The organism is Vibrio owensii (genome assembly GCF_002021755.1).
GTDB lineage: Bacteria > Pseudomonadota > Gammaproteobacteria > Enterobacterales > Vibrionaceae > Vibrio > Vibrio owensii.
In genome coordinates this window covers 2,102,449-2,122,903 of sequence record NZ_CP019959.1, presented here as the reverse complement: position 1 = coordinate 2,122,903, position 20,455 = coordinate 2,102,449, and the positions used below count along the sequence as shown (strand labels likewise).

At 46.2% G+C, this 20,455-nt stretch carries 17 protein-coding genes and 14 tRNA genes; 5 read left to right on the top strand and 26 right to left on the bottom strand.

What is annotated here, in order from left to right; all coding sequences use genetic code 11:
* Window positions 1-117 precede the first annotated feature (117 nt).
* Complete coding sequence (gene nsrR / locus A9237_RS09695; RefSeq protein WP_009705482.1) at window positions 118-543, bottom strand: nitric oxide-sensing transcriptional repressor NsrR; 426 nt, start codon at window positions 541-543, stop codon at window positions 118-120.
* Window positions 544-654: 111 nt separating this feature from the next.
* On the opposite strand from nsrR, the gene hmpA reads away from it, so the two are divergent.
* Entirely contained in the window at window positions 655-1,839 is a 1,185-nt protein-coding gene (gene hmpA, locus A9237_RS09690; protein ID WP_078608088.1) for an NO-inducible flavohemoprotein, read from the top strand.
* A 106-nt stretch (window positions 1,840-1,945) separates the two neighbouring features.
* Here the strand turns inward: hmpA and motX are convergent, their stop codons facing one another.
* Window positions 1,946-2,581, bottom strand: a complete 636-nt coding sequence (gene motX, locus A9237_RS09685) for a flagellar protein MotX (RefSeq protein ID WP_005432781.1) — start codon at window positions 2,579-2,581, stop codon at window positions 1,946-1,948.
* Window positions 2,582-2,822: 241 nt separating this feature from the next.
* Window positions 2,823-4,139: an adenylosuccinate synthase gene (locus A9237_RS09680; RefSeq protein WP_005438335.1), complete on the bottom strand. Its 1,317-nt coding sequence runs from the start codon at window positions 4,137-4,139 to the stop codon at window positions 2,823-2,825.
* Window positions 4,140-4,312: 173 nt separating this feature from the next.
* Here A9237_RS09680 and A9237_RS09675 point away from each other — a divergent pair, with 173 nt between their 5' ends.
* The gene (locus A9237_RS09675) at window positions 4,313-4,498 is read left to right on the top strand and encodes a DUF2065 domain-containing protein (protein WP_078608087.1); all 186 of its coding nucleotides are present in this window, start codon (window positions 4,313-4,315) and stop codon (window positions 4,496-4,498) included.
* Between the two features lie 113 nt (window positions 4,499-4,611).
* Here the strand turns inward: A9237_RS09675 and hflC are convergent, their stop codons facing one another.
* The 8 genes from hflC to tsaE all read right to left on the bottom strand — a co-directional run bounded on the left by hflC (window position 4,612) and on the right by tsaE (window position 13,786).
* Entirely contained in the window at window positions 4,612-5,592 is a 981-nt protein-coding gene (gene hflC / locus A9237_RS09670) for a protease modulator HflC (RefSeq protein WP_005438334.1), read from the bottom strand.
* Between the two features lie 2 nt (window positions 5,593-5,594).
* A complete protein-coding gene (gene hflK / locus A9237_RS09665; RefSeq protein ID WP_045412746.1) occupies window positions 5,595-6,800 on the bottom strand; it encodes an FtsH protease activity modulator HflK in 1,206 nt (401 codons plus the stop codon).
* 45 nt (window positions 6,801-6,845) lie between these two features.
* Complete coding sequence (hflX, locus tag A9237_RS09660) at window positions 6,846-8,135, bottom strand: ribosome rescue GTPase HflX (protein ID WP_078608086.1); 1,290 nt, start codon at window positions 8,133-8,135, stop codon at window positions 6,846-6,848.
* Between the two features lie 38 nt (window positions 8,136-8,173).
* Window positions 8,174-8,437: an RNA chaperone Hfq gene (gene hfq / locus A9237_RS09655; RefSeq protein WP_005438329.1), complete on the bottom strand. Its 264-nt coding sequence runs from the start codon at window positions 8,435-8,437 to the stop codon at window positions 8,174-8,176.
* 194 nt (window positions 8,438-8,631) lie between these two features.
* Window positions 8,632-9,564, bottom strand: coding sequence for a tRNA (adenosine(37)-N6)-dimethylallyltransferase MiaA (gene miaA, locus A9237_RS09650; RefSeq protein WP_005451402.1), 933 nt, complete (start codon window positions 9,562-9,564; stop codon window positions 8,632-8,634).
* Complete coding sequence (gene mutL / locus A9237_RS09645) at window positions 9,561-11,579, bottom strand: DNA mismatch repair endonuclease MutL (RefSeq protein ID WP_078608085.1); 2,019 nt, start codon at window positions 11,577-11,579, stop codon at window positions 9,561-9,563. The genes miaA and mutL overlap by 4 nt, the downstream gene beginning before the upstream one ends.
* Before the next feature lie 18 nt (window positions 11,580-11,597).
* Window positions 11,598-13,328, bottom strand: coding sequence for a LysM peptidoglycan-binding domain-containing protein (locus tag A9237_RS09640; protein WP_078608084.1), 1,731 nt, complete (start codon window positions 13,326-13,328; stop codon window positions 11,598-11,600).
* Window positions 13,322-13,786: a tRNA (adenosine(37)-N6)-threonylcarbamoyltransferase complex ATPase subunit type 1 TsaE gene (gene tsaE, locus A9237_RS09635; RefSeq protein WP_005438321.1), complete on the bottom strand. Its 465-nt coding sequence runs from the start codon at window positions 13,784-13,786 to the stop codon at window positions 13,322-13,324. The genes A9237_RS09640 and tsaE overlap by 7 nt, the downstream gene beginning before the upstream one ends.
* 284 nt (window positions 13,787-14,070) lie before the next feature.
* On the opposite strand from tsaE, the gene queG reads away from it, so the two are divergent.
* A complete protein-coding gene (gene queG, locus A9237_RS09630) occupies window positions 14,071-15,198 on the top strand; it encodes a tRNA epoxyqueuosine(34) reductase QueG (protein ID WP_020196230.1) in 1,128 nt (375 codons plus the stop codon).
* Window positions 15,199-15,726: 528 nt separating this feature from the next.
* On the opposite strand, the gene A9237_RS09625 is transcribed toward queG, so the two are convergent.
* From A9237_RS09625 to orn, 15 genes are all read right to left on the bottom strand, one after another.
* Window positions 15,727-15,803 (bottom strand) — tRNA-Met (locus A9237_RS09625).
* Between the two features lie 155 nt (window positions 15,804-15,958).
* Window positions 15,959-16,034: transfer RNA gene (locus A9237_RS09620), tRNA-Gly, on the bottom strand.
* Between the two features lie 34 nt (window positions 16,035-16,068).
* Window positions 16,069-16,144, bottom strand: a tRNA-Gly gene (locus A9237_RS09615).
* Window positions 16,145-16,194: 50 nt separating this feature from the next.
* A tRNA-Gly gene (locus tag A9237_RS09610) sits at window positions 16,195-16,270 on the bottom strand.
* A 17-nt stretch (window positions 16,271-16,287) separates the two neighbouring features.
* Window positions 16,288-16,364, bottom strand: a tRNA-Met gene (locus A9237_RS09605).
* 39 nt (window positions 16,365-16,403) lie between these two features.
* Window positions 16,404-16,479 (bottom strand) — tRNA-Gly (locus A9237_RS09600).
* 17 nt (window positions 16,480-16,496) lie between these two features.
* Window positions 16,497-16,573: transfer RNA gene (locus A9237_RS09595), tRNA-Met, on the bottom strand.
* A 39-nt stretch (window positions 16,574-16,612) separates the two neighbouring features.
* Window positions 16,613-16,688: transfer RNA gene (locus A9237_RS09590), tRNA-Gly, on the bottom strand.
* Between the two features lie 18 nt (window positions 16,689-16,706).
* Window positions 16,707-16,783, bottom strand: a tRNA-Met gene (locus A9237_RS09585).
* 43 nt (window positions 16,784-16,826) lie between these two features.
* Window positions 16,827-16,902: transfer RNA gene (locus A9237_RS09580), tRNA-Gly, on the bottom strand.
* A gap of 18 nt (window positions 16,903-16,920) precedes the next feature.
* Window positions 16,921-16,997: transfer RNA gene (locus tag A9237_RS09575), tRNA-Met, on the bottom strand.
* Window positions 16,998-17,039: 42 nt separating this feature from the next.
* Window positions 17,040-17,115: transfer RNA gene (locus A9237_RS09570), tRNA-Gly, on the bottom strand.
* A gap of 105 nt (window positions 17,116-17,220) precedes the next feature.
* Window positions 17,221-17,297 (bottom strand) — tRNA-Met (locus A9237_RS09565).
* A gap of 43 nt (window positions 17,298-17,340) precedes the next feature.
* Window positions 17,341-17,416, bottom strand: a tRNA-Gly gene (locus tag A9237_RS09560).
* Window positions 17,417-17,572: 156 nt separating this feature from the next.
* The gene (gene orn, locus A9237_RS09555) at window positions 17,573-18,118 is read right to left on the bottom strand and encodes an oligoribonuclease (protein WP_005443758.1); all 546 of its coding nucleotides are present in this window, start codon (window positions 18,116-18,118) and stop codon (window positions 17,573-17,575) included.
* Window positions 18,119-18,246: 128 nt separating this feature from the next.
* Between orn and rsgA the strand changes: the two genes are divergently transcribed.
* Together rsgA and asd are read left to right on the top strand one after the other, a co-directional pair.
* On the top strand, window positions 18,247-19,311 hold the full coding sequence (gene rsgA, locus A9237_RS09550) for a small ribosomal subunit biogenesis GTPase RsgA (RefSeq protein ID WP_078608083.1): 1,065 nt from the start codon (window positions 18,247-18,249) through the stop codon (window positions 19,309-19,311).
* Between the two features lie 116 nt (window positions 19,312-19,427).
* Window positions 19,428-20,285, top strand: a complete 858-nt coding sequence (gene asd / locus A9237_RS09545) for an archaetidylserine decarboxylase (RefSeq protein ID WP_005443754.1) — start codon at window positions 19,428-19,430, stop codon at window positions 20,283-20,285.
* Window positions 20,286-20,455 lie beyond the last annotated feature (170 nt).

The following is a 20,455-nucleotide window of genomic DNA, read 5'->3' as shown; positions in this document are numbered from 1 at the left end:
AGGCACGCCTATCTAGCAAGGAAGGTATAGAGCTAGTATATCCGAGTCTCTCGATAAGCTACAGAAATTGCTTTAAAAAAGAGTGTCAGTAAGAAGATTTATAAAGCGTTAAGAAGACTAAGGACGAGCAAGTAAGATCAGCAGTTCAGAATTATCACTTAATAGCTCTTCAATCGTGCAACCATCCAATTCAGCCAAAAACGCCATTTTCGCTTTTGCTAACTTTTCTTTTAGACGACAGGCTGGCGTGATGTGACAAAACTCTACGGAGCAATTCACCAAATCTAATGGCTCTAAATCGCGCACCACACCACCAACTGTGATTTCTTTAGGTGCTTTCAGTAATCGAATACCACCATTTTTACCGCGTACCGTATGCACATAACCAAGTTGACCAAGACGGTTGATCACTTTCACCATATGGTTACGTGATACACCAAATAAATCAGTCACTTCGGTAATATTTGTTAGCTCATCTTTTGGCAATGAAGCCAAGTAAATCAAGGTTCTGAGCGCATAATCGGTAAAGCTAGTTAACTGCATGTTGCTATCCTCTGTAGTAGCAAAATTGTAATTCTTTTCTTGATCGAAAGATACATTTGAGATACAACTTTAAACATGCATTACAAATACAACTTTAAATAGGAAGCCATTATGCTCAGCAACCAAACCATTGATATCGTGAAAGCAACCGCACCACTTCTTGCAGAAACCGGTCCGAAGTTAACGGCACACTTTTACGATCGCATGTTCACCCACAACCCTGAGTTGAAAGACATTTTCAACATGAGCAACCAGCGTAATGGTGACCAACGTGAAGCTCTATTTAATGCAATCTGCGCTTACGCAACCAACATCGATAACCTACCAGCACTACTTGGTGCTGTAGAGAAAATCGCGCACAAGCACACCAGCTTTATGATCACTAAAGATCAATACCAAATCGTCGGCACACATCTACTTGCGACGATCGACGAGTTGTTCTCTCCGGGTCAGGAAGTGATTGATGCATGGGCAGAAGCCTATGGCGTTTTGGCTAACGTATTTATTCAACGCGAAGAGCAAATCTACCAAGAGAACGCAGCTCTTCAAGGTGGATGGCGTGGCCTGCGTGAATTTGAGTTGGTGGGTAAACAGCTTGAGAGTGAAAACATCTGTAGCTTTGTTTTCAAACCAACCGATGATGAAGTGGTTTCTGAGTACAAACCGGGTCAATACCTAGGCATCTACATCAACAGTGATAAGTTCGAAAACCAAGAGATTCGCCAATACAGCCTATCCTCTGCGGTTCAAGAGAACACTTATCGTATCTCGGTAAAGCGTGAAGAAGGCGGTAAAGTATCGAATTTCCTTCACGATGAATTGAACATCGGCGATAAGGTGCAACTTGCGGCACCTGCGGGTGACTTCTTTATGGATGTGGACGCGACCACACCGGTTGTTTTGGTGTCAGCGGGCGTAGGTCTAACTCCGACTCTGTCGATGCTTGAGAGCCTTTCTGAGCACCAAGCATCGGTAACTTGGGTACACGCTGCAGAAAACGGTCAACAACACGCATTCAAACAGCACGTAAACCAGATCGTGAATACTAAAGAGAACATGAATTCATTGGTTTGGTACAACCAACCAACAGCAGAAGACAAGATTGGTGAAGACTTCCACTTCACAGGCTTCGTCAACCTAAATGAAATTGAAGCGGCCCTTAAGCAAGACAACGTACAAGTCTACTTCTGTGGTCCAGTTGGCTTTATGCAGCACGTGGCGAAACAATTGCTTGAGCTTGGCGTAGCGCAAGAACAGTTCCACTACGAGTGCTTCGGTCCACACAAAGTCGTTTAATCGCCTGCGATTACGCTTCGGGAAAAACAACAAAGCCCACATGATGTGGGCTTTGTTGTATCTATTGGCAGAGCTTTATGAAGTTACTGGTGTTTTAAGAGGACACCTACCAGAAGGTGTCGCGGCGCTTAGCGCGCGCAATAATGTTTTGTGGCATACGTTGCTCAAGACCGTTTCTCAGCATCGCAATACGTTTGTGCTTTCTTTGGTCGGCAGTCACCGAGTTATATAACCAACGGTAAGCATCTTCGTAATCTAACGGGCTACCGTAATCACGCAACAGTAGCTCAGCAAGATGAATACGCGCATTCAAGTTACCCATTGCCGCCGCTTCACGCAGATATGGGATTGCACGTTCTTTATCTTGTTGGACTAAAGTACCACGAGAGTAATAGCGACCTAGCTGCTCTAGTGCAGCAGGCAAGCCTTGGTGTGCTGCGTTTTCCATGTAGTAAAGACCAAGTTCGACATCTTGATCAACACAAACGCCCCACGCCAACATATCGCCATAAAGGAATTCATAAGACGGCAAGTTAATGCGCGTCGCACGTGCCACGATATCTTCCACTAGCTGGCAGTTATCAGCGCGCACGCGTTCTAGATGCTTATTCTGCTCAATAAGCTTTATAAGCTCTGCTTCGGTGTAGATGGGGACAGGCGCCCCTACATCGGCAACATTTGCCTTGGCCGATGTCGCACTCAGCATCAATAACAGTGAAGCAGCCACTGTTCGTAACTTCATAAATGTACTCTTTAAGGTATCTAAGAAACCAAAGATCAGCCAAGGATCTCCTCTGCTTGATAACCTTATCGGCAAAGGTCAGTTAAGCTTTAGGCAATTTTTGCCTCCTACTTAAGCTTAACGGCAAATATTTGCCACAGCGAGTCGCATTTTTCAGCAGTTTTTCCATAGTGAACACAACTCACAGATACAAAAAAACCGGCTATAAAAGCCGGTTTTTATAATCTCTAACGAGTATAGATTAAGCTTCGAATGGGTGAACCTTAATGATAGTTTCGTTACGGTCAGGACCTGTAGAGATGATGTCTACTGGCACGCCAGTTAGCTCTTCAATGCGCTTGATGTAATCTAGAGCAGCTTGTGGTAGCTCTTCGATTGATTTCGCACCGAATGTGTTCTCAGACCAACCAGGCATTGTTTCGTAGATAGGCGTTGCTTTTTCGAATGCTTCAGCAGCCATCGGAGAAACTTCTAGTGTAGAGCCATCTTCCATCTTGTAACCAGTACAGATTTTTAGCTCTTCTAGACCATCTAGTACGTCTAGTTTAGTTAGACAGAAACCAGATACAGAGTTGATTTGGATTGCACGACGCATAGCAACAGCATCGAACCAACCAGTACGGCGTAGACGACCTGTTGTCGCACCGAACTCGTGACCAACTTCACCTAGGTGTTTACCTACTGGATCTTGCTTGTCTAGACCGTCGTATAGCTCAGTCGGGAATGGACCTGCACCAACGCGAGTACAGTAAGCTTTCGCGATACCAAGGATGTAACCGATGTGACGAGGACCGAAACCAGAACCTGCAGCAACCCCACCAGCAGTCGTGTTAGAAGAAGTTACGTACGGGTAAGTACCGTGGTCGATATCAAGTAGAGTACCTTGTGCACCTTCGAACATGATCTTGTCGCCGCGCTTACGTGCTGCGTCTAGTTCGTCAGTTACGTCGATAACCATTGAAGTTAGTAGATCTGCGTAGCCTTTAGCTTGCTCAAGTACTTCTTCGTAGCTTACTGGCTCAGCTTTGTAGAAGTTAACTAGTTGGAAGTTATGGTATTCCATTACTTCTTTTAGTTTCTCTGCGAAAGCTTCCATATCGAATAGGTCACCAACGCGTAGACCGCGACGAGCAACTTTATCTTCGTATGCTGGACCGATACCACGACCAGTTGTACCGATAGCTTTTTTACCGCGAGCGATTTCGCGAGCTTGGTCCATTGCAACGTGGTAAGGAAGAATTAGAGGACATGCTTCAGAAATGAAAAGACGCTCGCGTACTGGAATGCCGCGCTCTTCAAGAGGTTTCATTTCTTTAATTAGAGCTTCAGGCGATAGTACAACACCGTTACCGATAACGCATTTTACGTTATCGCGAAGGATACCTGATGGAATTAAGTGAAGAACGGTTTTTTCACCGTCAATTACAAGTGTGTGACCTGCGTTGTGACCGCCTTGGTAGCGTACCACGTATTTTGCATCTTCAGTTAAAAGGTCTACAATTTTACCTTTACCTTCGTCACCCCATTGGGTGCCTAGAACGACTACGTTATTTCCCATCTTTCCAAGTCTGATTGCTAGTTAAAAATGGATTCTAGCACCGAATCACTCTTCTTGCAGTCATTTTTGTTCACAGAGTTGATACTAGAATGCAAACATCACCGATGTTGTTCATTTCGAAATCACTACATCACTGATAATATTTACCTTTCTTAAATCCACAAGGAATCGCAATGTCTGAGTCAATTTGGCTAGCGATAGGGCTAGTATTGATTGTTGAAGGGATTGGCCCCTTGGTCGCCCCAAATTGCTGGCGCAACATGGTTGCCCAACTGAGCGAGCAACCTGATAACCATCTGCGTCGCATTGGCGGTTGCTTGGTCGTAGCCGGCGCTGTGATCGCTATCATGATGAGTTAATCACTCTACAGATCCAACTCTGACCTATTTGGCCGTTAACAATAAGCGCAGCAAGAAATAGATACAAAAAAGGCTCCATAACGGAGCCTTTTCAATTTGCTTGAACGCGGAGCTTATTTCGCTTCTGCGCCTTTCGCATTGTTCATGTATTGGAAGAATTCACTCTTAGGATCCAGAACAAGGATGTCACTCTTAGAGCTGAACGATTTCTCGTAAGCTTTTAGAGAACGTAGGAAGCTGAAGAACTCAGGATCTTTGTTGTACGCATCTGCGTAGATCTTCGCTGCTTCTGCATCCGCTTCACCTCGTGTTACACGAGCTGTTTTGTCTGCTTCAGCAAGAATCGTTGCTACTTCAAGCTCAGCTTGTGCGCGGATTACTTCTGCTTTCTCACGACCTTGAGAACGGTGTTTACGAGCTACCGACTCACGCTCTGCACGCATACGACGGTAGATAGATTCACTGATCTCATCTGGTAGGTTGATCTTCTTCATACGGAAGTCAACGATACGAACACCCAAATCTTTCATTGCGCTGTCGCGCGTGTCTTTCAACACTTCAGACATGATTAGGTCACGTTCGCCATCGATTTCCAATGCTTCACGAGCGGCTTCAGTACTTACTTCATCACTGCTTGCGTCTTCTGGAAGTACGTCGTTATTACGTGGACCAGATACGATTTGCTTGATTTCACGAGAACCGATTTCCGCACGTAGAACGTCTGTTACTTTACGCTCCAGAAGCGCTTCAGCAGTCAGCGTGTTACCGCCGCCAGTTGCTAGGTAGTAACGACCGAAATCTTCAATACGCCACTTCACGTAGGTATCGATGATTACGTCTTTTTTCTCAGACGTTACGAAACGGTCAGCACGGCCGTCCATTGTTTGGATACGCGCATCAAGTGTTTTCACGCGGTCAAACAAAGGCATTTTGAAGTGCAGGCCCGGCTCGTAAATACGAGTGATGTCGTTGTTGTCTTTCAAGACACGACCAAATCGAACCACAATACCGCGGTCACCTTCAGGAATCACAAACAGTGACATCAGCATTAATGCCAGTGCGATTACCAGTACAGGGATCATTAACTTACGCATTCTTAGTATCTCCCTTGACGTGTACCAGTTGAACGAGACTGCGAGCTCGAAGTGTCTTCTTGCGTACGCTCAGATTCCAATTGGATATGGTCGTACGTTGAAGTCGATTTCGATTTACGTTTAGTGTCTGTTTGACCATCTTGACCAGCCAGTTTATCGATTGGAAGGTAAAGAAGGTTGCCGCTAGATTCAGAGTCAATCAACACTTTCGATGTGCTTGAGTAAACCTCTTCCATCGCATCTAGGTAGAGACGGTCACGAGTTACACCAGGTGCCGCTTGGTATTCAGGCAGTAGTTTTTCAAACTGAGCTACTTGACCAAGAGCTTCGTTGGTTACACGCTCGTTGTAACCTTGCGCTTCTTTCTTCAAACGCTCTGCACGACCTGTTGCTTTCGGCAAGATTTCGTTCTTGTAAGCTTCTGCTTCACGGATGAAACGCTCTTCATCCTCACGCGCAGCGATTGCATCATCAAACGCATCTTTAACTTGCTCTGGCGGACGCGCAGACTGGAAGTTCACATCAACAATCACGATACCCATATCGTAGCTATCGATGATTTGATTTAGCGTTTCTTGTGTCGTTTGACGGATTTGCTGACGACCACTTGTTAGGATGCTATCCATCAGTGAGTCACCAATTACCGCACGCAATGCCGAATCTGTTGCTTGACGCAAGCTGTCGTCTGCATTGGTTACGCGGTATAGATATTTGTATGGGTCAGCAACACGGTATTGAACGTCCATTGCTACTGTTACTACGTTTTCATCTTTTGTCAGCATTAGACCAGATGCACGTAGCGAACGAATCGCTTGCACGTTAACCGCTTCGTATTCGTCGATAAAACGAGGACGCCAGTTCAGACCTGGGTCTACGATACGGTCGTATTTACCTAAACGCAGCACGACACCGCGCTCTGCTTCACCGATGGTGTAAAAGCCAGCGAAGAACCACACCGCAATCGCGATAACTGCAATGACACCAAAGCCAATCGCACTACCACCACCGCCGATAGGTGAACCACCACCGCCGCCTTTTTTACCAAATTTGCCACCCAGCTTTTGACTCAGTTTGCTGAACACTTCATCTAAATCTGGCGGACCTTGATCTCGGCCACCAGGACGCTGGCCACCACGATTATTATTACCCCAAGGGTCATTATCGCGGCCATTGTTGCCGTTGTTATTTCCAGGCTCATTCCACGCCATTAGAAAGCTCCATCATTTGATATGACGTTATACTGTAGCAGTCCTTTAAGTGACTATAAAGTCGACTAAAACTGCCCCTTCTCTTTTTTCAAGTCTAGACCAATCTACCTGTTGCATTCGAATATTGATCAACAAGTTACCTTCCTGGTCATATTCCTCACGTTGAATACACTTCATTTGGAAGAATGTACTACGGAATCGTCCTTGATACTGTGGAGGAATTCGCAACTGATGCTCAACCATTTGCGACGCTAAACGCTCGGTCAGCGCGTCAAACAGAATATCAATGCCTAATCCGTCCATCGCGGAAACCCAGACCGTACGAGGCACGCCTTCCTCATCACGTTCTATACGTGGTTTCTGCTCTTCTAGATTGTCAATCTTGTTCATTACTACGAGTGTCGGCACTTCATGTGCGTCGATCTCTTCTAAAACTTCATGAACAGCTTGAATATTCTCACGAAAACGCTCGTCACTGGCATCAACAACATGTAACAAAATGTCAGCTTCTTGCGTTTCCTGCAAGGTTGCTTTGAAGGCCGCAACCAAATCGTGAGGCAGGTGTCGGATAAAACCAACGGTATCTGCAAGTATCGCAGGTCCTACGTCTGCTAACTCTATCTTACGTAAAGTTGGGTCAAGAGTAGCAAACAATTGATCTGCCGCGTAAACGCCAGCTTCTGTAATACGGTTGAAGAGTGTCGACTTACCCGCGTTGGTGTAGCCCACGAGAGAAATCGTTGGGATCTCTGCTCTGTTTCGGGCACGGCGCCCTTGTTCACGCTGCTTCGCGACTTTTTCAAGACGACGAAGGATAGCTTTGATTCTGTCACGCAATAAACGACGGTCGGTTTCTAACTGGGTTTCACCTGGCCCACGTAGACCGATGCCGCCTTTCTGCCTTTCAAGGTGCGTCCAACCGCGAATTAAACGAGTAGAAATATGACGAAGTTGGGCTAGCTCTACTTGCAGCTTACCTTCGTGTGTTCGTGCTCGTTGAGCAAAGATATCGAGGATGAGACCGGTGCGGTCGAGGACTCGACATTTGCACAGCGCTTCGAGGTTACGTTCTTGGGCAGGAGAGAGGGAGTGATTAAAAATCACAATTTCAGCACCAGTTAATTGTACCGCAGTAGCAATTTCTTGTGCCTTACCCTCTCCGACATAGTATTTCGGGTGTGGGGATTGACGACTGCCAGTCACAACTTGCAGCGCCTCTACCCCAGCGGAAGAAACCAGCATTTCAAATTCAGCCAGATCTTCCCATTCACCTTCTTGCGTGAAGTTGATATGAACAAGTACGGCTCGCTCACCGGATTCATAACGGTCAAACAAGCAATCAACTCCTTATTTTTGCAATACTAAATGAAGAATTAATCTTCAGATTTCTCTTGTGGACGATCACCTTGAGGACGATCACCACTGTGGTGGCTCACTGGACGAGCCGGAACAACGGTAGAGATTGCGTGCTTGTACACCATTTGGTTAACAGTGTTCTTCAATAGGATCACGAATTGATCGAAAGATTCGATCTGACCTTGCAGTTTGATACCGTTCACAAGGTAGATAGATACCGGGATACGCTCACGACGTAGCGCATTTAGGAATGGGTCTTGTAGAGATTGCCCCTTAGCCATTTTATTTTCCTTATTTAATTTGTAGTTGTAATTATTTAGCTAGTGGTGCAATGCAAAAGGTACTGCTTTTTGCATCTGAGCTAAACGAATCAAAAATGCACCCTAAGTAATTAGCAGCATAGTATAAAAACCGCCAATAACAGATCCTTTGAGAGTGCGTTCACGCAAAAACGATCACATTATACACAGCTATCTCAATCAGATGCTATTGCTTCTGACATGGTTTCAAGTGCCTGTTCAATGTTATCGCTATCCAACCAAGTTAAATCATTCCAGCTGCGTAACCAGGTGATTTGACGCTTGGCCAATTGACGAGTTGCACAAATGCCACGAAAAACGGCTTCGTCGCGTGTGCAGTCCCCATCTAAGTACTCCCACATCTGTCTGTAGCCAACGCAACGAATAGAAGGAAGATCAGGGTGAAGATCCTTGCGCGCATACAACGCTTTCATTTCCTCTTCAAAACCCGCTTCCATCATCTTATCGAAACGCAGTTCAATTCGACGGTGAAGTTCTGCCCTGTCCTTGGGAGCTATTGCAAACTGTTTGACTCGGTAAGGCAAGCTGTCGCCTTTAGTTTGAGTCAACTCAGTAAGAGTTTTACCTGAAATACGGAAGACTTCCAACGCTCTCGATAAACGTTGAGGATCGTTTGGATGAATTCTCGCAGCTGATACAGGATCAATCTCTTTCAGCTCATCGTGCAACACCGACCAACCTTTAGTCAATGCCTCTTGCTCAATTTGCTGACGAATTTCAGGATTTGCAGCAGGAAGAGGTGATAAGCCTTCAAGTAACGCTTTGTAATACAGCATTGTACCGCCAACTAAGAGCGGAATTTTTCCTTCTGCAACAATGTCATCCATTGCTTGTAGTGCATCACGACGGAAGTCCGCCGCAGAGTACGATTCGCTCGGGTCAAGAATATCGATGAGACGATGCGGCGCTAGACTCAGCTCGCGCTCATCAGGTTTCGCCGTACCAATGTTCATGTCTTTGTAGATCAACGCCGAATCCACGCTGATGATCTCAACCGGATATTTCTGGCGAAGACGAATCGCTAGCTCTGTTTTACCTGATGCAGTTGGCCCCATTAAAAATAGCGCCAAAGGTAGTTTGTCTGTCATGGTCTTAATTTGGCAATCGTGGCAGAGAAATCAACAGCAGACACAAATTTCGTGTCTTCTAATGGCAATTGACCATGTCTTAGCTGTTCAAGTTCCGCAATAATTTGGATGGCTTCGGAAAGAGTATAGTGGCTCTTAACTGTGGTGACCTGCAAAGCAAGCCAATCTATCAGCTCAGATAATAAATGAGCCGTTGCCACTTCCCTCGTCACGCGAGTTTGCGCGTAAGATAACAGATCTGGTATCAAATTTTGTAAGTTTTGTTGACGCAATGGTGAAGGTACGCCCATGACCATCAAGGCTTTATCATTTCGAGCTTTTAGCTGAATGCCTAACTGAGCAAAATCTTGTTGGTAATCCTGCGCAAGTTGAACCAACTCCGGTTCCAATTTCACCGATAATGGTACCAGTAGTGGTTGCGCTTTTAATGCACCATCACTTGGTGTGAGTTGCCCTTTGGTTCGATAGAACTCAGCTCTTGGTAACGCAACCAAAGCAGCGCCACTGTCGCTGCTCATCAATACATACTGTTCGTCCACCACGGCTAAAGCTTTGCTGAGAGCCGTAACGGGAGAGAGTTCTGTCTCTGTTGGTACACTTACAGCCTCTCTGATCGTTTCAGTTTGAGGCTCAAAATCTGGCGTTTGAAGCAATTCATGATAAGCGCGCACTTCTTGTTTACTTGGCGCAGGCTCAGCATGACGTTGTTCTCTGTTAGAGCTTGGTTTAGGCGCAGGTTTTGACTCAACCCAATCTGTTCGTCTGAAAGAGTCTGCCGGACGTGCTTCTCGCACAGAAGAATCACTTGGTGCCCTATCGCGAGGTTTCGCTTCATAGTCTGAACGCCCCGGATAAGCTGGAGTGTTCTCAATCGCTTGATAGACTTGTTCTGGCACAGGAGAGGTCACAGGCTCTGGTGCGCTGACTGGTTCTTGGTTTGCCGTGCTCGCCTCAAAAGATTCAACAGGATCGGCATGGTGGAACGCGGATTCGTTGACGTGGGGTTTATCAATCACTGAGCTTTGTGCAAGCGCATCTGCCAAAGCTTGATAGATAAAGTCATGCACTAAACGGGCTTGATGGAAACGCACTTCATGCTTAGCAGGGTGCACGTTAACATCCACTTGGTGCGGGTCGAGCTCAATAAACAAGACATACGCGGCGAACTGATCCGGCTTTAAGCTGGTTTCATAGCTTTGACGAATCGCGTGATTGATCAATTTGTCACGCATCATACGCCCATTCACGTAACAGTATTGTAAATCACTCTGCTGTCTCGCCCCTTCTGGCGTGGTGATCCAGCCATGAAGCTTGAGACCCTGATGCTCCAATTCGATGCGCAGCATATTACGCACAAAAGCATTGCCACATACCGCAGCAATGCGTTTTTCTATTTGAAGCTGATTTTTTGCCGCGCGGTATTGGCGAATCATTTTGCCGTTGTGGCGAACATTGATAGTGACATCAAAGCGACTTAACGCAATGCGCTTTAGCAGCTCGTCGATGTGAGCAAATTCGGTTTTCTCAGTGCGGAGGAATTTACGGCGTGCGGGCGTATTAAAGAACAGATCTAAGACTTCAACCGAGGTACCGATTGGGTGTGCCGTCGGCTGGAGCTTAACCTTCATGTCACGCCCTTCCGAGTAGGCACTCCACGCTTGTTCTTGCGCTGCCGGGCGAGACGTCATGGTTAATCGCGACACAGAGCTAATACTCGCTAACGCCTCACCGCGGAATCCCAAACTCATGATGGCTTCTAGATCGTCCAATGTGTGGATCTTAGAAGTAGCATGGCGACTCAACGCCAGACCTAACTCATCTTTCACAATCCCTTTGCCGTTATCGCGTACGCGAATCAGCTTGGCGCCACCTTTCTCGATATCAATATCAATACGAGTCGCGCCAGAGTCGAGACTGTTCTCTACCAGTTCTTTCACGACAGAAGCAGGTCTTTCGACGACCTCTCCTGCCGCGATTTGGTTTGCCAGTCGAGCTGGCAAAATCTTGATGGTCATGATGAGTTATCAGCTCACTTATTTGTTTGGAATGATCAGCACCTGCCCAACCGCTAGTTCATCAGAACGTAAGTTGTTCGCCTTACGAATACTCGACACGCTAACGCCATACTTCGATGCGATCTTACCTAGGTATTCACCGCGAGCAACCTTGTGCTTGCGGATTGGTTTGTCTTTCACTGCGACAGTGATCTTCAACTTCTGGCCAACCCAAACCGTATCTGATTTCAGATTGTTCTCACGGCGAATATCCGCAATTTTCACTTTGTAGTGACTGGCAATCTTGCCAAGGAACTCTCCGGATTTAACCGTGTGCGTGATCGTCTCAGTTTCAACGGTATTTGGCTTGTTCGGAATAGAAACCGACGCCGCACCAGAACCAGGAATTTTCAGTTTTTGACCAACCGCCAAACCACTCGATTTAAGCTTGTTCGCGCTCATGATTGCTTTGGTCGACGTACCGTATTTCTGAGCAATCACAGACAGCGATTCACCACGTTTCACAGTATGAATCGATGGCTTGGCAGAAGACGAGAACACCGTGCCTTCTGGCGGGTTATCTTTCAGATATTGTACAACCGCTTTAGTGATAGCTCGTGCTAACTTGTCTTGGTGCGCACGTTGGAACAATAACTTCTCTTCCGTTGGGTTCGAGATAAAACCGGTTTCAACCAGAACTGAAGGGATTTGCGGAGAACGCAGAACCGCCAAGCTGGTATTGATCGGCTTCGAGTTATGCAAACGAGCAACTTTACCCATCTCGCCAAGAATGTTGGTTGCTAGCTTATAGCCTTCTTTCTGTGAATGGCTGAACTGAAGATCCAGCAATGTTTGGTTCACGTTACGATCATTGGTGTTGCTAACAAACGCCGTACCCGAACCACCGAGCAACTCAGATTGTCTCTCGTGGTTTTCAACCCAACGTGAAATTTCTGTGTTTGCACGACGAGTATTCAATACAAATACCGAACCACCACGAGGTTTTGGAGAGGTGAACGCATCAGCGTGAATCGAAATTAGCAGGTGAGCATTGTTCTCACGCGCAATCGCCACACGGCGGTTGAGGTTAACAAAGTAGTCACCGTTACGAGTCATACGCGTTTTGATACCTGGAACCGCATCTAACTGAGCCGAGATCTTACGAGAAATGCTCAGCACCGCATCCTTTTCATATTTACGACGTGATGGACCGATTGAGCCAGGATCTTCACCACCATGACCAGGGTCGATGACGATAAGAATTTCTTGTGCACGCTTCACCGAGCTCATGTCTTTACTTGGTGTTGCTGGAGTACTTGGTTTCGGTGTACTGGTTGCTGCTGTCGATGTCTTCGCGCCATGCGGCAAGTCAATGACCAAACGGTGGCCATATTGCCCAGCCGGCGTTGGCTTTAGCGTGAAGAGTTCAGCTTTAACGTTCTTTTTGAGCTCAAATACTAAACGGTATGTACCTTTACTCGGTGGAGAACTCTTACGAACCCGCTTTAGAACCGGGCTGTCAGTTACGGTGACAGGCAATTTGGCTTGCATCGTGGTGTTTTTAATATCCACGACTAGGCGGTCTGGTCCAGACAGAGAAAAATAGGAATAATCTGCTTCCGAGCTCAAATCGATGACGACACGAGTCTCATCTGGTGAAGGCCAAACTCGGAAACTTTTTACGACGTTAGCAAATGCTAAATTGGGGATGATAAGGAGAAAAGTGGCGACAAACGCCGCCACTACTCTAAATTTAGGAAGACTCAACATAGCTCCAATCGACTGAGTAACTGCACACCATATTCATTGTTCGCCGTTAGTTCGGCTACACGCTGCTCGCCTTGGTAACGAATGTCCACATCAAGATCTGGTTGTGGCAGCATTCCTTGCCCTTTCTCTGGCCATTCCACCAAACAAATCGCATCATCCGTGAAGTAGTCTCGAATCCCCATGAATTCCAACTCTTCCGGATCCGCCAATCGGTAAAGATCAAAATGGTAAACTTGCCACTTATCTAGCTGATAAGGTTCAACCAAAGTATAGGTCGGGCTTTTTACATTTCCTTGATGGCCAAGAGCACGGACAAAACCACGACTGAAGGTTGTTTTACCCGCACCCAGATCACCGTGCAGATAAATGGTGGTTTGTTGAGAACAAAGCTGAGCCAGTGCGGTGCCTAGTGCTACCGTTTCATGCTCATCTTTAAGATTAAATTGTTTCGTGCTCATTGATGTTTCTCTAACTAATGATCGTTGACTATATAAAAATCAAAAGAACAGGAATAGTAAACTGTGTTGGTTTTGAGAGACAAGCTCTCAAATGTCATATATGCGAAAAAATGACCAAAAAAGACAAATCCTAATTACCTGATTCTATTGAATGCATAAGGAAAATTGCTCATGCCCACGTCAACTTTTGCTGACTTTGTTTCAAAATACTTATCTAGACTTTCTGGTAGCACCAATTCATAAGATCCGGTAAGATCCGCCCCCCTTTATCTCGGTGATAAAACATGAACTTCGAACAACTCGCTCAACAAATCAAAATTTGGGGTAAAGAGCTCGGCTTTCAAAAAGTCGGCATCTGCGATGTTGATCTTAGTGAACATGAAGCGGCTCTGCAAAAATGGCTTGATGCTGGCTATCACGGTTCGATGGATTGGATGGCTCGTCACGGCATGATGAGAGCCAGACCCAATGAACTTCTACCGGGAACCGTACGTGTCATCAGCGTGCGCATGGACTATCTGCCTCCTGAAGCTAAGTTCGCTTCCAATTTGGCAAATAAAAACCATGCTTACATCAGTCGCTACGCGCTTGGTCGTGATTATCACAAGTTGGTGAGAAAGCAGCTTAATAAACTTGGCAAACTTATTGAGCAAGAAGTCGGACAATATGGCTATCGCCCCTTTGTCGATTCAGCCCCAATCCTTGAACGCCCACTCGCTCAAAAAGCCGGGTTAGGCTGGACAGGCAAGCACTCACTTATTTTAGATAAAGACTGTGGCTCATGGTTCTTCCTTGGCGAATTGCTTATCGACTTGCCATTACCCGTGGATGAACCAAGCGTCGATCAATGTGACAAGTGTAAAGCATGTATCACATCCTGTCCGACACAAGCTATCGTTGACGATAAAATCGTAGATGCACGACGCTGTATCTCTTATCTCACTATCGAATTTGATGGTGTTATCCCTGAAGAGTTCCGTAAACCAATGGGTAACCGTATCTACGGATGCGACGATTGTCAGTTAGTTTGTCCATGGAACCGATACGCGGAAGTTACCGTTCAAGAAGACTTTCACCGCCGTGATAGTTTTGAAGACCCAGATCTCATTACTATGTTCAATTGGGATGAAGCAACGTTCCTTAAACAAATGGAAGGGTCTGCGATCCGCCGAATTGGCCACTTACAATGGTTGCGTAATATTTCTGTCGCACTTGGTAATGCAGAATATAGCCAAAAGGCCATTGACGCCTTAGAGAGCCGTCGTGGTGAAAGTGAATTACTAGATGAACATATCAATTGGGCTCTAGAACAGCAATTCAGCCAATTCCCTACCAATGAATCAGACTCTATCGAGACGAAGAAGAAACGCTTAATCAGAATCGTCGAAAAAGGCCTTCCAAGAGACGCCTAACGCGTAGCTCATATGCAAGAGATTGAAAACACTTTTTACATGTTCAATTCATGACCTTGTTCTCAATTCTGGAATGTGGAAAAAAAGTCAAGACTCGAAAGATTTCAGGGAAGAGAAAAAAGTTAAACACAACCTGAAGAAATGATTAGGATCAAAAAAACACAAATTAATGATCCTGATTTAACGCACCCGATCCGCAATAAAAGCAACTTTCCCCATAAATAACATACACTTACGTGGTAAAGAGAAATTTTTATTGTTGTCGAATAAAGAAAAGATCTTTCTTTGCGGCCCTTTAAACCCAAGCTGAAAACACTTTATCAACCAACTTATCCACAGAATGATATATGTGGATAACTCTGTTAATTAAAGAGCAGAAAGCACTCCGAACACCAGATAATTCGTTGCTCAGACAAGTCGTCTCATGTTTAAAACACAAACGAAATCGTCCGGCATCGACTGATGCGGATTAAAATATGATTTTCAGGGGTTCATGCTTCGCAGCATTATGAAAAGAGCGATGTGAATTGGTTGCGGGAGCCGGATTTGAACCGACGACCTTCGGGTTATGAGCCCGACGAGCTACCAAGCTGCTCCATCCCGCGTCCATGTATCACTGCTTTAAGCAGTAATAAGAATTGGAACGACACACGAAGTTCCCTATCCATAACAGAAAGGCGTAACCTCAACCTTGGTAAGTTTGCTCTGTAAACGAGCGAGTGTCGCAATTCACTGTTAAGCACAATGAAAGCTATCAAATTGGAGCGACACACGAGGTTCGAACTCGTGACCTCAACCTTGGCAAGGTTGCGCTCTACCAACTGAGCTAGTGTCGCATGTCACTGTTAAGCACAATGAGGACTATTAAATTGGAGCGACACACGAGGTTCGAACTCGTGACCTCAACCTTGGCAAGGTTGCGCTCTACCAACTGAGCTAGTGTCGCATATCACTGTTAAGCACAATGAGAGCTATTGCTTTCTACCTTGAGAAAATTGGAGCGACACACGAGGTTCGAACTCGTGACCTCAACCTTGGCAAGGTTGCGCTCTACCAACTGAGCTAGTGTCGCATATTCTCAAAGAGAATTGGTTGCGGGAGCCGGATTTGAACCGACGACCTTCGGGTTATGAGCCCGACGAGCTACCAAGCTGCTCCATCCCGCGTCCGTATTTCACTGTTAAGCACAATGAGAGCTATCAAATTGGAGCGACACACGAGGTTCGAACTCGTGACCTCAACCTTGGCAAGGTTGCGCTCTACCAACTGAGCTAGTGTCGCATATTCTCAAAGAGAATTGGTTGCGGGAGCCGGATTTGAACCGACGACCTTCGGGTTATGAGCCCGACGAGCTACCAGGCTGCTCCATCCCGCGTCCGTATTTCATTGTTAAGCACAATGAGAGCTATCAAATTGGAGCGACACACGAGGTTCGAACTCGTGACCTCAACCTTGGCAAGGTTGCGCTCTACCAACTGAGCTAGTGTCGCATATTCTCAAAAGAGAATTGGTTGCGGGAGCCGGATTTGAACCGACGACCTTCGGGTTATGAGCCCGACGAGCTACCAAGCTGCTCCATCCCGCGTCCATAGTTCACCATTTAAGGCATGATGAAAGGCCTTTTAATTTGGAGCGACACACGAGGTTCGAACTCGTGACCTCAACCTTGGCAAGGTTGCGCTCTACCAACTGAGCTAGTGTCGCATATTCTCAAAAGAGAATTGGTTGCGGGGGCCGGATTTGAACCGACGACCTTCGGGTTATGAGCCCGACGAGCTACCAAGCTGCTCCACCCCGCGTCCGTAATTCACCATTTTAGGCATGATGAAAGCCTTTTAATTTGGAGCGACACACGAGGTTCGAACTCGTGACCTCAACCTTGGCAAGGTTGCGCTCTACCAACTGAGCTAGTGTCGCATATTCTCAAAAGAGAATTGGTTGCGGAGCCGGGATTTGATCCGGGCGGCGCATCCGTCGACGGCCTGAGGGTTATGATAAATAACGATCAAACTGTCTTGAATTTGGTTGCGGGAGCCGGATTTGAACCGACGACCTTCGGGTTATGAGCCCGACGAGCTACCAAGCTGCTCCATCCCGCGTCCATAGTTCACCATTTAAGGCATGATGAAAGGCCTTTTAATTTGGAGCGACACACGAGGTTCGAACTCGTGACCTCAACCTTGGCAAGGTTGCGCTCTACCAACTGAGCTAGTGTCGCATCAACAACGTTTCCGTCGTTCAGGGCTGCGAATTATAAGAGCATTTTTTTGTGATGCAAGTCCTTCGTTCAAAAAAACTTTATTTTTTTACCAACAGATGAAAAAGCAAGCAAAACGCTCATTAATTACAACAATTTGGATCGCAGCCTTAACAGTTAGATCTTAAAGATCGTTTCGCGGTAGTACTTTAGCTCAGCAATCGACTCACGGATATCATCCAATGCCAGATGCGTGCCCTGCTTCGAAAAACCGTCTAACACTTCTGGTTTCCAGCGGCGAGTCAGCTCTTTTAGCGTACTCACGTCCAAATAGCGGTAGTGGAAGTATTCTTCCAACTCAGGCATATGTTTGTACAAGAATCGACGGTCCTGACCAATGCTGTTACCACAAATTGGAGAAACACCCTTTGGTACCCATTTTTCGAGAAACTCAATGGTCTGCGCAACAGCATCTTGCTCTGAAATTTGGCTGTTTTGAACACGCTCAACCAAACCACTTGCCGTATGTGTATTGGTACACCAGTCGTCCATCTTAGCCAATTCTTCTTCTGGCTGATGGACAGCAAGAACAGGACCTTCAGCCAAAATATTCAATTCACTATCCGTGACGATAGAAGCAATTTCGATGATTTTATGCGTTTCAGGATCGAGCCCTGTCATCTCTAAATCCACCCAAATCAGGTTTTGATCGCTAAAGGACATGATTACGCCGCCTATTTGTTTATCGATAAAAGAGGTACTATACCTGAAAATACTTGAAACACGATACTCACTCGATTGACGAAGATTCCGTTTAATCAACTGAGTTAACTCACATTAAGTACAAGATTGTGGCAAAAAAGAAAAAGTTAACCAAAGGTCAGGTGCGCCGCGTACGCAGCAACCAACAAAAACGCCTAAAGAAGCAAGAAGAGTCCATCCAGTGGGATGAGAACATGCTAGGCGCAAGTAAACAGGGTCTCGTTATCACTCGTTTCGGTCAGCACGCTGACATCGAAGATCTAGAAACGGGTGAAGTGCAGCGCTGTAACCTTCGTCGTGGTATCGAATCACTGGTATCAGGCGATCGCGTGCTATGGCGCGAAGGTCTTGAATCAATGGCTGGTATTTCTGGTGTTGTTGAAGCCGTTGAACCTAGAACATCCATGCTGACTCGCCCTGACTACTATGATGGTTTGAAACCCGTCGCCGCGAACATCGATCAAATGGTGATCGTTTCTTCGGTTTTGCCAGAGCTTTCACTCAACATCATCGACCGCTACCTAGTGGCGTCCGAAACACTGAACATTGCACCGCTATTGGTACTCAACAAAATCGACTTGCTTGCTGAAGAAGATCGAGCAATGTACGAAGAGTGGCTAGAAGAATACAAACGTATTGGCTACAAAGTATTGTTTGTAAGTAAGCAGTCAGGCGAGGGCATTGCAGAACTTGAAGAGCAACTACGCGACCGTATCAACATCTTCGTTGGGCAATCTGGTGTAGGTAAATCAAGTCTAGTGAACGCGTTAATGCCAGAACTTGAGCAAGAAGTTGAAGAAGGTGAGATCTCTGAGAACTCAGGCTTGGGTCAACACACTACAACGGCTGCTCGCTTGTACCACATCCCTACTGGTGGCGATCTGATTGACTCACCAGGAGTACGTGAATTTGGTTTATGGCACTTAGAAGCAGAAGAAGTGACCAAAGCGTTCGTTGAATTCCGTCCTTATCTTGGTGGGTGTAAGTTCCGCGACTGTAAGCACAACGACGATCCTGGCTGTATCTTGCGAGAAGCCGTGGAAAAAGGCGAAGTGAGTGAAGTCCGTTTTGAAAACTACCATCGCATCCTGGAAAGCATGAGTGAAAACAAAGCAAACCGTCAGTACTCACGCAGCAAGAAAGCGGATCTGTAGCTGAGTTAAGACTGCAACTGTGTAAGAAATCATCACCTAATACTGACAAGCAGATTAAATTTCAGTAACATCACGCGCCCTAAAGCGAGAATCAAACAGAAGTATCGGAATTAAAGATGGACAAGATTAAAGTTGGACTGCAGTACTGGATCCCACAACATGGGTTAACACGCCTAGTGGGCAAACTGGCTTCAGCTGAGGCTGGCGGTCTAACAACAGCAATCATTCGCTGGTTTATCAAGCAATACAACGTGAACATGGATGAGGCGAAGCACTCCGATCCTAAACACTTTAAAACCTTCAATGAGTTCTTTGTACGTGAGCTAAAGGAAGGCGCACGCCCAATTGCTGAAGGCGATGCCGTGATCACTCACCCTGCAGACGCGTGTGTAAGCCAATTCGGTCCGATTGAAGATGGTCAGCTTATCCAAGCTAAAGGTCATAACTTCTCAGCACAAGAACTACTTGGCGGTGACGCAAAACTAGCGGAAGAGTTCCAAGACGGTTCTTTCGCAACCTTGTACCTATCACCTCGTGATTACCACCGTGTGCACATGCCATGTGACGGTACGCTACGTCAGATGATTTACGTACCTGGTGACCTATTCTCGGTAAACCCACTAACCGCAGAGAACGTGCCAAACCTATTCGCACGTAACGAACGCGTGGTATGTATCTTTGATACTGAGTTTGGTCCAATGGCACAAGTACTGGTTGGTGCAACCATCGTAGGTAGCATCGAACAAGTATGGGCTGGCACTATCACGCCACCACGTGGAAACTCGGTTTACAAATGGGATTACCCTGCAGAAGGTGATAAAGCAGTTATCTTGAAGAAAGGCGAAGAAATGGGTCGCTTCAAGCTTGGCTCAACCGTTATCAACCTGTTCGCAAAAGATGCTATCGCATTCGATGAAAGCATGGAAAATGGTAAGCCAACCGTAATGGGTACTCCTTACGCCCACCAGCAGTGAGCTTTTCCGCTCAAACTGATTTTAAAGCCTCCGCTCGCGGGGGCTTTTTTGTATCTTAAACCCCATCCCTATCCAAATGTACACAATAACAAAGTTACAAAAAAGTTAAGATCGCAGATCAAATAATCAACAAACTAAGTATTCATACGGTTGATATAAACCAAATTGCT